At 37.8% G+C, this 14707-nt stretch carries 10 protein-coding genes; 5 read left to right on the forward strand and 5 right to left on the reverse strand.

Annotated features, from left to right (window positions below):
* Positions 1-36 precede the first annotated feature (36 nt).
* Positions 37-4725, forward strand: coding sequence for a right-handed parallel beta-helix repeat-containing protein (locus QZ138_RS03845; RefSeq protein ID WP_292886415.1), 4689 nt, complete (start codon positions 37-39; stop codon positions 4723-4725).
* Between the two features lie 249 nt (positions 4726-4974).
* Here the strand turns inward: QZ138_RS03845 and dnaJ are convergent, their stop codons facing one another.
* From dnaJ to grpE, 3 genes are all read right to left on the reverse strand, one after another.
* Positions 4975-6123, reverse strand: a complete 1149-nt coding sequence (gene dnaJ / locus QZ138_RS03850) for a molecular chaperone DnaJ (RefSeq protein ID WP_292886418.1) — start codon at positions 6121-6123, stop codon at positions 4975-4977.
* A 131-nt stretch (positions 6124-6254) separates the two neighbouring features.
* Positions 6255-8132, reverse strand: a complete 1878-nt coding sequence (gene dnaK, locus QZ138_RS03855) for a molecular chaperone DnaK (RefSeq protein WP_292886421.1) — start codon at positions 8130-8132, stop codon at positions 6255-6257.
* 42 nt (positions 8133-8174) lie between these two features.
* Complete coding sequence (gene grpE, locus QZ138_RS03860; RefSeq protein ID WP_292602167.1) at positions 8175-8717, reverse strand: nucleotide exchange factor GrpE; 543 nt, start codon at positions 8715-8717, stop codon at positions 8175-8177.
* A gap of 360 nt (positions 8718-9077) precedes the next feature.
* Here grpE and QZ138_RS03865 point away from each other — a divergent pair, with 360 nt between their 5' ends.
* Together QZ138_RS03865 and QZ138_RS03870 are read left to right on the forward strand one after the other, a co-directional pair.
* Positions 9078-9518, forward strand: a complete 441-nt coding sequence (locus QZ138_RS03865; protein ID WP_342765663.1) for an ArsR family transcriptional regulator — start codon at positions 9078-9080, stop codon at positions 9516-9518.
* A gap of 217 nt (positions 9519-9735) precedes the next feature.
* Complete coding sequence (locus QZ138_RS03870) at positions 9736-10560, forward strand: hypothetical protein (RefSeq protein ID WP_292886427.1); 825 nt, start codon at positions 9736-9738, stop codon at positions 10558-10560.
* Between the two features lie 5 nt (positions 10561-10565).
* Here QZ138_RS03870 and hypF read toward each other — a convergent pair whose 3' ends face one another.
* Positions 10566-12806, reverse strand: a complete 2241-nt coding sequence (hypF, locus tag QZ138_RS03875; RefSeq protein ID WP_292886429.1) for a carbamoyltransferase HypF — start codon at positions 12804-12806, stop codon at positions 10566-10568.
* 55 nt (positions 12807-12861) lie between these two features.
* On the opposite strand from hypF, the gene larB reads away from it, so the two are divergent.
* Positions 12862-13623 (forward strand): nickel pincer cofactor biosynthesis protein LarB, encoded by a 762-nt coding sequence (gene larB / locus QZ138_RS03880; RefSeq protein ID WP_292886432.1) that lies wholly within the window; start codon positions 12862-12864, stop codon positions 13621-13623.
* Complete coding sequence (locus tag QZ138_RS03885) at positions 13624-14190, forward strand: GNAT family N-acetyltransferase (RefSeq protein ID WP_292886435.1); 567 nt, start codon at positions 13624-13626, stop codon at positions 14188-14190. It abuts the gene before it with no gap.
* 1 nt (position 14191) lies between these two features.
* Here the strand turns inward: QZ138_RS03885 and QZ138_RS03890 are convergent, their stop codons facing one another.
* Complete coding sequence (locus tag QZ138_RS03890; RefSeq protein ID WP_292886437.1) at positions 14192-14695, reverse strand: hypothetical protein; 504 nt, start codon at positions 14693-14695, stop codon at positions 14192-14194.
* Positions 14696-14707: the final 12 nt, after the last annotated feature.

The following is a 14707-nucleotide window of genomic DNA, read 5'->3' on the forward strand; positions in this document are numbered from 1 at the left end:
AAAAATTAATCTTTAATTTAATTTGAGAGGTAAATTATGTTTAAAAAAATCAACATTTTATTAATTTTATTGCTGATTTTCATATCTATAGCGGCCATTAGCGCTGCAGACGATGTGGATATGAATTTAACCAGCGATGAAAGTAATGTGAATGCTGTTGAAGCATCGAATATTCCTGAAGATATTTTAAACAGTGAATATACTGTAGATAGTAGTAATTATGGAACTTATTTTGACAATGACGGAAATCTGAAGGATAACGTGAAGTCTGGAGATACCATTAAGATTTCAGGATCATTTTCAAATAAGAATTTCATTTTCAATAAGACTGTAAATGTAGTTGGAGAATCTTCCAATTCCATGTCCAATTCAGTGTTTACTTTTTTAAATGGAGCTTCTGGAAGTTCCATTTCAAATTTGAAGATTACGAATAATGCTGATATGAGTTATGGTATCTTTTTAAATAGTGCAAGTAATTGTGTAATTAAGGATTGTACTATTGTTAATAAAGGAAGGTCCTCTTATCCGATTTGTTTAGGAAATGGTGCCAATTATAATAATGTGACTGGCAATAAATTAACCACTAGCGGTGCGGATTATGGTCATGGTACCCGTTCCACTCCAACATTGCTGGTTTCAGGTTCTCATAATAATTATATAGCCGGCAATGATTTGTATGTGGATGATGCAAATGCGATTTATTTATCCAATTACAATGGAGGCCCTATATCTGGTGGAGATTCCAATTTCAATATTATTTATAACAATACTATAAAATACAATGTGCTTCCAACATCCTGGAGTTATGCCATTCAGGTAATGGGTGGATATAACACCATCAAATCCAACAAAATCATCGGAGCATACAGGGGAGTTTCTACAGCAGGAGTTCACAATACCATTGATGATAATTGGATTATCAACTTAACCGGTGCCGATTACAATAACAATCAGGTTGAAATTGGTGGTGAAAATGCAATTGTAGGTTCTGCCTATTCAATTGTAACCAACAATCACATTGTTAATGCAAAGATTATATCTACCGGTTCTGCAATCAGTGTCATCGATAACTCTGTTGTGGAAAACAACGATATTGATGTTAAGTATTTGGGAATGGGAATTACAGCTGCAGGTTATAATGTAGTTATCAGGAACAACAATGTTTCTACCGTAAGCGGTGCTGGAATCTATGAAAAAGATGACGGTTCCGGCTTGCTGGTTACCAAAAACAATATTAACAGTGGTTCAGCTATTGGAATATTTATCGATAAATTAAACTCAAAAAGGATGCCTTCAAATGTAAACATCACATTCAATGATGTAATCACTTCAAATGAATATGCTATTGATGCAAGCGGTGTTGAAGAAGGAAGCGGTATAATTGAAAATAACACTGTTCATGGCAAAAAAATAAACACACCGTCCGGCATTTATGATGACAGCAAACCTTCATATAAGTATGATGAAAGTAAAACATATGTCGTGACTCCTGACAATATCAGGAGTTACATTACTCCAAACGGTAATTTGGTAGGCAATGCGACAGATGGTGCCATATTGAAATTCAGGGGAACATTTTCCAATGAAATTATTTATGTTAACAAGGCCATAAAAGTAATCGGGGAAACTGCTGTATTCTTGAATTCAACATTTAAGGTTACTTCCGGAGGAGTCTGGATAGAAAACATAACCATCAAAAATAAGAACACCGAAAGATTGAATGCATGGGGTATCTATGTAAATCAGGCTCCGGGCGTTAAGATAGTCAATAATACTATTGAAGTGACAGATCCTAATGCAGCATATGCCATTTATGTCCTGGAATCCAGCTATGTGGAAGTCCTCAATAACACTCTATTTTCTGAAGGAAAATTCCTGGCATACACCTTGTTGGTTTACTCTTCTGAAGATTGTACTTTTAAAGGCAATACTGTCCGCACTATTGGAACCGGTGAAAGATACAGATATTCACCGGAAAGCTCCATTGAGGGTACAGTGTATAATGTCAATGGTACTGAAGTCTGTGTAGATGGCAGCACTGTCTGCATTGATGGTACTGTCTACTGTCTGGATGGAAATGTCTGCATTGATGGAAATGTCTATTGCCTTGATGGCAGTCAGCTTTGGGTCAATAATGTTAGTTACCCTATAGTAGATGGCAAGGTTAAGATCGGAGATAATGTATATTCCGTTAATGGTTCTAAAATCAATATCAGCGGTACTATTTATTGCCTTGACGGCAGTGTCGTTTGCATCGATGGAAATGAACTTGTTTATGATGGGGTCAAATATCCGATTGTAGACAATAATGTGACTATCGGTGATAATGTCTACTGCATTGACGGAAGCACTATCTGCATTGATGGCGTAACCTACTGTTTGGATGGTGGCGTATGCATTGACGGAAAGGTATACTGCCTTGACGGCAATGAGCTTGTCATCGGTGGAATTTCCTATGGCAAAACAAACCATATGGTTCCTGAAATCTATAGGACCTATGGAATCCTATTGCTATACTCCTCATTCAATGAGGTTTTCGGCAATAACGTATCTGTCACCTCCAATTTGGACAAAGATTATCCTACAACCGGAATTAACGGCTCTGAAAATTCAATTGTAGGTATTGACATTTATTATAATAGTCACAGCAATAATGTTTCATACAATACTGTTGTCGTAGAAGGCCATGACAATTACATTTATGGTGTAGGTGTTTTAGGATATAAAACCGGACATATTGCTCCGGCAGGCCAAGGTGCGACTGATAACCGATTCATCGGAAATAAAATATCATTAAATGGTCCATATGCAACAACAGGAATAATTGTTGGCGATGAATCCGAAAGGACATTTATCTCAGACAATATCGTAGACATCACTTCAGGCGTCACATATGGAATCAATCTGGAAGGATCCGACGATTCAATAATCAAGAACAATCAGTTCACATTGAATTCAGAAGTGGCATACGGAATTGAAGGCTACAACTCCTATGATAATGTTGTAGACGGCAATAAGATCAATGCCACTGGTAAACAGGTCTACGGCATGGTTTTCTCAGGCAGCAACAACAACATCATAAATAATGATATTATGGCAAACGGTAGCGGTGAAGAAGTTTCATTCGTCGACCATGACTCTTTAGGCAGCGGAAATGCTGGTGTTTACTTGTCCGGAAATGCAACCAGCAACATAATCAAATTCAACAACATTACCTCTCAAAAAGGATTTGCAATCAACATTGACGGAGTCGGAAACACTGTTGAAGACAATTTCTTAAAATCAGAGTTCGGAAATTCCACAGCGGCCATAAATGCAACTTCCGGAAATGTCGTGAAAGACAATTATGTTTGCACAGTCACTGGAGCTATTGATGATGTTGAAATTCCATACCTGTGCTCAGGCGACATTGTTTTAAGGGTTCAAGGTCAGGATGGCGTTTCTGTAGATGGGGCTGTTGTTTCATTCTATGACAGCGATGATAATCTAATTGGAAATGCGACAGTTGCGGACGGAAAAGCAACCCTGAACTATCAGCTTGATGAATCCTATATAAGCGATGCACAATACTCTATTAAGGCGGTCTTCCATAAGCCAGATTTCAAGGTCACCACCTTTGAAAGTTATGGTTTGACTGTTACCAAAGGACTTCTCAATGTTGTGGTTACCAATGTATCCGTAAAAGATGGTATCAAAGGTAAGTTCACAGCAACAGTCACAAACGGATTGGGAAAACCTGTAAGTGGTCTAACCGTCAGATTCTATAATTTCGATACAGGAAACAGACAGGCATGGGGCAGTGCTGTAACAGATTCAAATGGTGTTGCCACAATAACATACTTCATTGATAAAGGATTTGAAGGGTACTTTGGCAAAGTAACCAATGTCACTGCAATCGTTCAGGAATCAGAAGATTATGTTGAATCCGAGGCCAATGGTACTTTGACAATTCTTGAGTTTGCTCCAATCACCATTACCTTAAACAATAAAGTGGGATATGGTGGAGTATTGGCAACAATTATTGATAATAATGGTTTTGCAGTAGCCAATAAGGATGTTGTGGTGGCTATTGACGGCAAATCTCAAAATCTCAAGACAAATGCCAATGGGGAAGTTATTTTGTCCTCTGCCAGTGAGGGATTACATAATATTGTCGTTTCATCTGCTAAGGATTCTAATTATGATGCAAATTCAGCAAATGCCAAAGTCACCGTCGTCGCATCAATCAGTGGAAATAAAAACTTCAATGTCTACTTTGGGAATACTGTAACTTACAAAATTAGAATTGCTGATAAAAATGGAAATTATCTTGTTAATTCTCCAATTACCATTAAAGTAAATAACAAGGCAGTAAATCTTAAAACTGATGCTAACGGTTACGTATCTTACTCCGTTAAAAAGGTAGGAACTTATACCATAACTGTTGAACATAATGGCCAGAAGGTGTCTAACAAAATTGTTATCAAGCCTACTTTAACCGCTAAAAATATTTCCAAAAAGAAAGCCAAAAAGATTAAGTTTTCAGCAAAATTAGTGAATAAAAATGGTAAGATCCTTAAAAAGAAAAAAGTCACCTTTAAAATCAAAGGTAAAAAATACAAGGTAAAAACCAATAAAAAGGGCATAGCTACTGTAACCTTGAAAAATCTGAAGGTTGGAAAGTATACCATCACTTCAAGTTATGGCGGATGCACAATTAAAAACACAATTAAAATTAAAAAATAGGGATTTTTAATCTCTATTACTTTTTTTATTTTTTCATGTAGATTGCCCAATTTAAAATAACCGTTTTTCAATCATCGATTAATAATATAATATGTAATCTAATTTATTCATATACTTGTTTTCAATGCATCTAATTTAATCGATCATATCTTCAAGAATATGCATGGAAAAATCTGTCCTTGAAATCGCATTGGTGATGAAAAATATTTCACAAAAAATAGTAAAGAAAGTAAATTAGTGTTTACTAATCTACTCCATTGCATCCTTGACCCTGTCAAAGAGTCCTCTTTTGACCTGCTTGATTTCGTCTCCGCTTATTTCAGCGAACTGCTTGAGCAAGTCCTTCTGTTTTGAATTTAATTTTTTAGGAACTACAACATTAACGGTAACGTACATGTTTCCTCTACCTTTGTGCCTGACGGAGTTCATACCTTGGCCTCTTAGCTTGAATACTGTACCGCTTTGTGTTCCTGGAGCAATCTTGAACTCAACCTCTTTTCCCTCGATGGTAGGTATGCTCAACACATCACCTAATGCCGCTTGAGGGAAGCTCACTTGCTGTTCCATGTAAATGTGGTCGCCTTCACGGGTGAATTTCTTATCTTTTTTGACATGCACTGTCACTATTAAATCCCCTTCAAGGCCTGCAGCTTCACCGCAGTTTCCTTCGCCGGAAACTCTCAGGTGATTGCCTTCATCAACACCTTCTGGAATTTCGATTTTGATTGTTTTTGTTTTTCTTTTGCTTCCTTTACCGTGGCAGTCTTCACATGGGTCGGTAATTATCTTACCTGTTCCTCCACATTCTCTGCATGGTCTTACGTTAACCATTTGGCCTAGGAAAGTGTTGCTGACTTCCTTGATTTGGCCTGTTCCTCCACATGTTGAACATGTTGCCGGATCAGAGCCAGGCTTTGATTTGGAACCGTTGCAAGTCGGACATAATTCGCTTCTTGTAATCTTGATTTCCTTTTCACAGCCTTGGAATGCCTCTTCAAGAGTGATAGGAACTTCTGTATAAATGTCTGAGCCTCTTTGAGGACCGGTTCTGCCGCCTCCTCTGGATCGGCCACTTCCTCCACCGAAGAACATGTCGAATATGTTTCCGATGTCGAATCCCTGGAAAATGTCGTCGAAGTTCACGTTCTGATAGAAATCTTCAGCTGTAAATCCATCCATTCCCGCATGACCGTACTGGTCATACCTTTGACGTTTTTCATCATCAGACAAGACAGCGTAGGCTTCACTTACTTCTTTAAACTTATCTTCTGCATCTGGTTCATCACAAACGTCTGGATGGTATTTTCTGGCTAATTTACGATAAGCTTTTTTAATTGTTTTCTCATCGGCGCTTTTGTCAACGCCTAAAACTTCATAATAATCTCGCTTGTCTGCCATTTGTTCACCTTAAAAAAATAATAAATAGAATAAATAATAGTTTTATTTTAATTGTTAGTTTAACTATTTTTTTTGATTCTGATTCTGATTTTGCATTAACCTAACAATCCAATAAAACTGTATTATTTAATCTAATCGTCTTTTACTTCATAGTCTGCATCTATTGTGTCATCATTGCTGTTGTCGCCAGCACCTGCATTAGGGTCAGCTCCTGCTTGTTGTTGAGCTTGTGCTTCTGCCTGTGCTTGTTGGTAGATTTTAGCACCAATTTCCTGAACTACATTGGATAGTTCATCGGACTTTGCTTTAATGGCATCAACGTCATCGCCAGCTATGAGTTCTCTTAATTCAGCTACAAGTCCTTCGACTTTAGTTTTTTCATCTTCAGATACTTGATCTTTGAGTTCATCTAAGGTTTTTTCTGAAGTGTAAATTAATGAGTCTGCATTGTTTCTGATTTCGATTTCTTCTTGTCTTTTCTTATCTGCTTCAGCATTCATTTCCGCTTCTTTGATTTTTTGTTCGATTTCCTCATCGGACAGTTTGGTGGAAGAGGTAATGGTAATTGCCTGTTCTTTACCTGTTCCTTTGTCTTTAGCGGTTACATTGATGATACCGTTCGCGTCAATATCAAAGGTTACTTCAATTTGTGGAACGCCTCTTGGTGCAGGTGGAATTCCTACAAGTTGGAAACGTCCGAGTGAAGTGTTGTCTGCTGCCATTTTCCTTTCACCTTGAAGAACGTTGATGTCCACTGAAGGCTGGTTGTCGGCAGCTGTGGAGAATACTTGGCTTTTCTTGGTAGGGATGGTGGTGTTCCTTTCGATTAAAGTGGTTGAAACTCCACCTAAGGTTTCGATACCTAAGGATAATGGGGTAACGTCTAAAAGAACGATGTCTTTGATTTCACCGGCCAATACTCCTCCTTGAATTGCAGCACCCATGGATACACATTCCATTGGGTCAATACCACGTTCGACTGGTTTTCCTATGAATTTTTCCACGAATTGCTGTACGATTGGCATTCTGGTAGGTCCACCGACTAAAATGATTTTGTCGATTTCTGATTTGCTCATTTTAGCATCATCTAATGCTTGTTGCATTGGTTTTCCTGATTTTTCGACAATTGAATCGACGAGCTCTTCTAATTTTGCTCTTGTAAGTGAAATGATCAGGTTTTTAGGGGTTCCGTCAGTTCCCATTGCAATGAAAGGTAAGTTTACTTCAGTGGTTGTGGTGGTGGACAATTCGATTTTTGCCTTTTCAGCAGCTTCCCTTAACCTTTGTACTGCTTGGTCATTGTCCATCAAGTCAATGCCTTCTTTTGATTTGAACTCATCAGCAAGGTATTTGATTAATACGTTATCCATATCGGTACCACCGAGTTGGGTGTCTCCGCTGGTGGATCTTACTTCAAACACTCCTCCACCGAATTCCATGATGGTCACGTCTAAGGTACCTCCACCTAAATCGTATACCATGATGTTCATGTCATCCTCTTCGGATTTGTCAAGACCGTATGCGAGGCTTGCTGCGGTAGGTTCGTTTACGAGCCTTACTACATCCAGTCCTGCGATTGTTCCTGCATCTTTTGTTGCGGTCCTTTGGTTGTCGTCAAAGTATGCAGGTACGGTAATTACAGCCTTTTGGATAGGTTCTCCGAGGAAGGTTTCAGCATCTTTTTTGATTTTTTGCAAGATGAAAGCGGAAATTTCCTGTGGAGAGTATTGTTTTCCGTTTACGGTAACCTTGTGGTCGGTACCCATGCTTCTTTTGATTGCTGAAATGGTGTTTTCAGGGTTTGTTACTGCCTGTCTTCTTGCAGGTTCACCGACAAGCATTTGACCGTCATCGGTAAATGCAACGTAACTTGGGAATGATTTTCCGTATTGGCTTGCACCTTCTGCAGAAGGGATTGTGGTTGGTTTTCCTCCTACAAGCACAGATGCGGCTGAGTTACTTGTACCTAAATCAATTCCAATAATTTTTTCTTTTTTAGTATCAGACATAATTATCACCTTATTTTTTTTTAATAGATTATTTAATAAACGTTATTTTTTACAAACTATAACTTTTGAGTATTTGAGGACTTTGTCCTTGTACATGTATCCTTTCATTAGCTCTTCAATAATGTATCCGTTTTCGACATCGGGGGAGTCCTGAACCATCAGTGCTTCATGCTTGTTCAAATCGAACTTTTCTCCTTTTGCAGGAATTTCGCTCACTCCCTCTTTTGCAAGTACATCACTAAATTTATTGTAGATCAATTCAATACCTTTTCTTAAATCATCATTGTTTTCTGTTTCCAAAGCTCTACCGAAGTCTTCATAACAGTCCAGGAATTCTTTTATGAGATTTTCATTTGCGAATTTTACCAGGTCCTGATTTCTCTTGTCGGTTATTTTCTTGAAATTTTCGAAATCTGCCTGGAGCCTTTGGGACAGTGCAATGTATTCCTGAGTTTCACTTTCGGATTTTTCAAGATCGTTTTGAAGCTTTTCTATCTCCTGGTCTTTTTCTTCAAGGAGTGCTTCATATTTTTCTTGTAAATCTTGAGCTTCCACTTCAGTTTCGCTTTTATTTTCATCAGTCATAGTTACACCTTTTTTAGGTTGTTTGAAAAACTAATGTAATAACTCTTAACCGAGAAGGTTTCTTTTTTGTCTTTAATATTCGGTTTTTGGGAATTTATGGACATATAGGAAAATGGTTCATCATTTAAGAGCTATTACTTTAAGTTTTTCTGAACCAAATATTAAAGTAACAAAAAGTTATCTTTCTCTTACATTATTATAGTAACAAAAAGTTATATAAAGGTTTCGATACATAAGGTATAATCATGACTAATGCAAACGACATTGAGAAATGCTGATTCACCTCAAGGTCACATTGAATTGAGAACCAATTACAATGGGCCTTCAGATGACATTGATGTAGAGGATATCCTTGATGTAATGGGTTGTAAGACTAGAAGAGATATCATAAATCTTTTAAGGGAAGAACCTATGTTTGTTAGTGAAATTTCCAATGAACTTGACATTGGACAGAAAGCCATTATCGCACACTTGCGTGCAATGGAAGATATAGGTATCCTAAACTCTTCTTATAAAAAGATTTTAAGAGGCCGTCCTCGTAAATACTACGATTTGCAGAACGAAGTTAACATCCACATTACAATCAACAGAAATAACTTCGATGTGCAGTTTACCGACGACATGCTCAATACATTGCAACTGCCATCAGGAGACGAATGGTCCAAGTTATTGGATATCGAAAAGAGAATCGACGATGGACAACTCGAGGCAATCGACGAGTTGAGAAATCAAATCAGATTATATGGTAACCTTTTGGATAGGGCAGAATATATCCTTGAAAGGACCATGAGAAGCAGATAATTTTGTTTGAATTTAATTTCAAACACTTTTTTTACTTTTTTTATATTATATTTTTAATATTTATTTCACTGTATCATATTTAATTTTATTATAACTATTTATTTAACCTTATTTAATTGATTTAATTAGAAAATATTGCTTTAATTTAGTATACATACTTTTAAATACTTTTAATTATAAATTAGACTGTAATTACAAAATCTCAAGAGGTGAAAAATTGAAGTTTCATGAGGATGTCATTTTCAAAAGTCATGGCAGGAGGGCAGGAGAATCCATATTGAGAATAATGAATCTAGAGGGAAAAGTAGTTCAGGTGCATGAAACAGAATTCAGTGTAATCGAACCCAAGATGTACAAGCCGGATTTTGTCCTTGAAGTAACTGATAAAATCTATATTATCGAATTTCAAAGTACTTATGTCGATATCCATGACAAGAAAAGATTCAGATTTTACACTGCACTAATTGATCACATCAAAAACAAATCCAACAAGGATATTGAAGTCCATGTGTTAAGTACAGTGGAAAAAGAAAAAACCAAATATTACAGCATCAGTGATGAAGCAGTATTTCCAATATACGTCCATTCCCTTAAATCATTTGACGGTGATGAAATCATTAACATGATAAATGACAAAATAACTCATAATATAATTTTGACTGATGATGAACTGATGTTATTAAGTCTGGTTCCTTTCATGACCAATTCTACAAATGTGGAACAAAGTATATTAAGAACTACATACTTAATATCAAATATAAATGATTTGGATTATGAAATTGCTCAATTCATCAAAGGAATCGAGTTAATATTAGCTGATAAATTCGTTAAAAGTGATTCAATTAAAAAAACAGTAGTTAATCTATTAGGTGGTAATATGAAAATCGTAGAAGATTATGCTCAAAGAATTGCCAATGATAAAGTTGAAGAAAGTATGAAACAAACAGTTTTAAACATGTTTGAAAATGGTTGCAGTGTTAAAAATATTGTTAATTTAACTGGTTATAACTTAGATTTTGTTAAAAAAGTATTATCCAAATAATACTTTTAAACTTTTTTTCCAACAATGCTTTGACCAAGAGAAACAGAACCGTCCCCTGCACAGGTATTCAGGTGTTGTATGAAATTATATCCATTGTTTTCAACATGACTCTTGACGCAGTCGGTTATTGCTTCGTTGTAGAACACTCCACCGGTTGCACCAATATCCTCAATGCTTTTTTTATCACAGGATTGTATGGCAAGCTCACTTAAACCTCTTGCAACTGCAATCTGGCCTGCCGCTGCAACATCGGCCTTTTTCTCACCTTTTTGATATAGTCTGACAACTTCACGAAGGATTTCAGTGGTGTTCAGCTGATTGCCTTCAACAATCACCGGAATTTCCAGTTCTTTTGTTGAATAATATGCGGCTGATTCAAGCTTCATTGAGCATTCCCCTTCATAGGTACGCTCATGGCAGATTTCAAGAGCAACCGCCATTGAGTCAAGAACCCTTCCGGTACTTGTGGTGACTCCAACGTTTATGCCCGCATCAATCTGCTTTTTGATATTTCTGATTTCAACTTCTCCATATTTGAAGTAGTCAATATAGTTTCCGATCAAATCGTCATCCTTGAGGATGCTTGCAAGCATTCTTGCGGGATATCTTGTTGCAACATCTCCTCCGGGCATCAGTTGGGGCTCAAGATGGGCCATCCTTTCAAATGAATTGATATCTGTATATAGGATTTCCCCTCCCCAGCTGGTTTCGTCGCTGCCATATCCCACGCCGTCTGCTGAAATGCTGATTATCTCATCGATTCCATGGTCATTTGCAAGGGCCACTGTGTGTGCATGATGGTGCTGAACCGGCAGGACTTCCGCATCATACTTTTCCGCCAGCTCATGTGCCAGGCGTGTTGTAAAGAAATGGGGATGCATGTCGCAGGCAATGACATCAAACTCATTGATTTTTGTAATCCTTTCCATGTTTTCAATTGCATTCCTTAAAAACATCAGTGTTTTCGGCTTGTTTGTATTCCCGATATGCTGTGAAGGGTATACCCTGTCACCTTTGGCTATGGAGAATGTCACGTCAAGTTCGGGACCAACTGCCAGCACGTTAAGGTCATTTACATCATAATTTATTGTATAGGGTTCTGGGGTGTATCCCCGTGAACGCCTTATGAATGAAAGTTCGTTGTTTCTGAATCTGATGACGGAATCGTCGCACCTGTTCAGTATTCGGCGATTGTGAACTAGGGAATAGTCATTGACGCCACCTATGATTTCATCGTTTTCAATCATCATAGGCTCTCCCGGAATGTTGGCAGATGTCATGACGTAGGTGTCGATGTCGCTTTCATCAAATAATAGGTAGTGCATCGGTGAGTATGGAAGCATGACTCCAATGTTGTGGAGGCCAGGTGATAGGCTTTCGGGGAATCCGTAACCTTCATTTTTCTTAAGAATAACGATAGGCCTTTTGTTTGAGGTTATTGTCTCTATTTCCTTTTCGCTTAAAATAGCATATTTTTCAAGGCTTTCAAGGTCTTTACACATTACTGCAAATGCCTGATTCGGTCTGTTAAGTCTTGACCTGAGCTCCCTGATTGCGCTGTCGTTGTATGCATCAACGACAAGGTGTGTTCCACCGATTCCCTTGATTGCTAAAATTTTTCCATTCTTCAGGATTTCGGCACCTTTTCTTATCGGATTTTCCACATCCAATTTTGCGTTTCCCTCATATATCTCCATTTGAGGTCCGCAGTCGCTGCAGCAGATTGCCTCTCCGTGATATCTCCTGTCCAATGGCTGTCTGTACTCGACAAGGCAGTCGTCGCACAATGGGAAATCCTCCATTGAAGTTCTCACACGGTCATAGGGAACGCTTTCGATGACGGTAAACCTTGGTCCGCAATCGGTGCAGGCATTGAAAGGATATTTGTAGCGCCTGTCCTGAGGATTTCTGATCTCTTCAAGGCATTTTTCGCATATTGCGATGTCCGGTGGTATTACGCTGACTCCGGAATATGTGTCTCCGCTTTCAATGATTTCAAAATCAGAATAATTTTTGGCATCAATTTCGCTGACTTCCATCGAATCTATTTTTGCAATTGGGGGCAGTTCTTTAGCTAGCCTGTCAACAAATTCGGAGGTTTCATCTCCTTCAATAACGATTTCAACTACATTTCCAAGGTTTCTTACGTATCCTTTGAGGTCTAAATCTGTCGCTAACCTATATACATATGGCCTGAATCCTACGCCTTGGACAATTCCTTGAGTTAAAATCATTAAAGCCTTCATTAAATTATAATATTGTAAGTTAAATTTTATATAATTTTATCCTATATATTATATTATGAAAGATATTCTTGAAAGATTGGTAAGTGGGGAACTTGATGTGGATGAAGCGGAAAAACTTCTCAAGGCCAATAACATATTGGAGTTTGACGATATAGCCAAATTCGACATCAAAAGGACTGAAAGAACAGGTTTTCCAGAAGCGGTATTTTCACCGAGCAAGGACTATGAGGACTTGATTACAATCATTAGAAGTTATCTTGAAAAAAGCAGTCAGAATTTGATAATTACAAAATTGTCTCATGAACGATACGAGAGAATCACCGAGGATTTAGGCAAGAATTCATACATTTTCGACTATAACAAAAGGGCTCAGATTTTGATTATAAGAAAAGAAATAATTGAAAGGGACCCGATTGCCAAAATAGGAATAATAACGGCAGGCACTTCGGACATCAATATTGCAGAAGAGGCCCGCGTTATTGTAGAGGAAGGCGGATGCGAGGCGATAACCTCATATGATATTGGTGTTGCCGGAATTCACAGGCTCTTTCCTCAAATCGCTTATATGGTGGGTGAAGGTGTCAGGGCATTTATAGTTTGCGCAGGAATGGAAGGGGCACTCCCGTCAGTTGTTGCAGGCCTTGTTGACGTGCCGGTCATTGCTGTTCCGACATCTGTAGGTTATGGTGTTGGAGAAGGTGGAAGGGTGGCTCTTGATGCCATGCTTCAATCATGTGCCCCCGGTATAGCTGTTGTTAATATTGATAATGGATTCGGAGCAGGAGTGTTTGCCTTAACTATCGTAAATAGTGATTAAATGAAATATGAAACCTTTGATCCTGAAAAACATGATTTGGATAAAGTTGCTAAGCTGACCTATGATGTTGATTTCAGGACATTTGACATGCTTTTTAAAGATGAGCAAAGTGCCATCAAAACCATTGCCAAGGACTTGCCCAAAAGGGGACTGGGCGATTTTTTCAAGGTCATTCTGAATGATGATGGTGAAATCATAGGGGTTTTGATGCTTTATGACTCTCGGATTTCTCATAAGTTCTATTTGAAGTCCCCCAGACTGTTGATAGTGGATATTTTGGACCATTTTACATTGGCGGACATCGAAGATCATGACTTGTATCTGGCAGAAATTGCCATCGATTCCAGTCTGAGAGGTCAGGGAATCGGAAGAAGGGTTGTGTGTGATGTAATAGAGTATGCCCGATCCAAAAACTATAAGAGAGTCACCATTGATGCCGATTTCAGAAATGTCAGTGCAAAGAAACTTTATGAAAGGATAGGATTTAGGGAATTCAATAAAAAAAGGGTGAAATTCCTCAATTTTGAAAGAGGAATGTGCAATATGCAATATTGCTTAAGAGATTAAATTATTTTCTCTGTTTGAAATCATATTTCATGTTGTTAATGATGAAATTGATTGTTTTTTCTTTACTTTCATCGTCTGTGAAGTGTTCCATCTGAACTGAAAAGGTATGCTCACACTTGTCAAAGTAAACCATGCTGATGAATTTTTTATTTGTTGCTGATTGGTTTTCATATTCAATCATGCTTAAGGTATCATTGGTGAAGTTCTTTTTGATTTTGATGTCTCCTTGCTTTTTAAGAAAATCTAAATTGGTATTATATTCTTGAATATAACCTTTTGAATCCTTCAGGCATTTAATACGCATTGTCTCTTTGGTTGCTTCCTTGTATAATACGCAATAATTGCTTCCGTCTTCGGTATTAGCATATCCATGAGGCAATGTTATTGTAACGTCACTAATTACGCTAACTGCGCTTCCCACGCTTGTTGAATTGTCAACAATAAGATACATGCACCCTAATCCTGCAAGCAATATAATGATAATTCCTATCCATCGTTTATCCATAGTTTTACCTCG

Origin of the sequence: Methanobrevibacter sp. UBA212, assembly GCF_905233225.1 — an archaeon.
Taxonomy (GTDB): domain Archaea; phylum Methanobacteriota; class Methanobacteria; order Methanobacteriales; family Methanobacteriaceae; genus Methanocatella.

What these genes read in the sequence shown, in the direction of transcription:
- QZ138_RS03845 (WP_292886415.1), top strand. Translation starts at nt 37, where the DNA reads ATGTTTAAAAAAATCAACATTTTATTAATTTTATTGCTGATTTTCATA.
- dnaJ (WP_292886418.1), bottom strand. Translation starts at nt 6,123, where the DNA reads ATGGCAGACAAGCGAGATTATTATGAAGTTTTAGGCGTTGACAAAAGC.
- dnaK (WP_292886421.1), bottom strand. Translation starts at nt 8,132, where the DNA reads ATGTCTGATACTAAAAAAGAAAAAATTATTGGAATTGATTTAGGTACA.
- grpE (WP_292602167.1), bottom strand. Translation starts at nt 8,717, where the DNA reads ATGACTGATGAAAATAAAAGCGAAACTGAAGTGGAAGCTCAAGATTTA.
- QZ138_RS03865 (WP_342765663.1), top strand. Translation starts at nt 9,078, where the DNA reads ATGGGTTGTAAGACTAGAAGAGATATCATAAATCTTTTAAGGGAAGAA.
- hypF (WP_292886429.1), bottom strand. Translation starts at nt 12,806, where the DNA reads ATGAAGGCTTTAATGATTTTAACTCAAGGAATTGTCCAAGGCGTAGGA.
- larB (WP_292886432.1), top strand. Translation starts at nt 12,862, where the DNA reads ATGAAAGATATTCTTGAAAGATTGGTAAGTGGGGAACTTGATGTGGAT.
- QZ138_RS03885 (WP_292886435.1), top strand. Translation starts at nt 13,624, where the DNA reads ATGAAATATGAAACCTTTGATCCTGAAAAACATGATTTGGATAAAGTT.
- QZ138_RS03890 (WP_292886437.1), bottom strand. Translation starts at nt 14,695, where the DNA reads ATGGATAAACGATGGATAGGAATTATCATTATATTGCTTGCAGGATTA.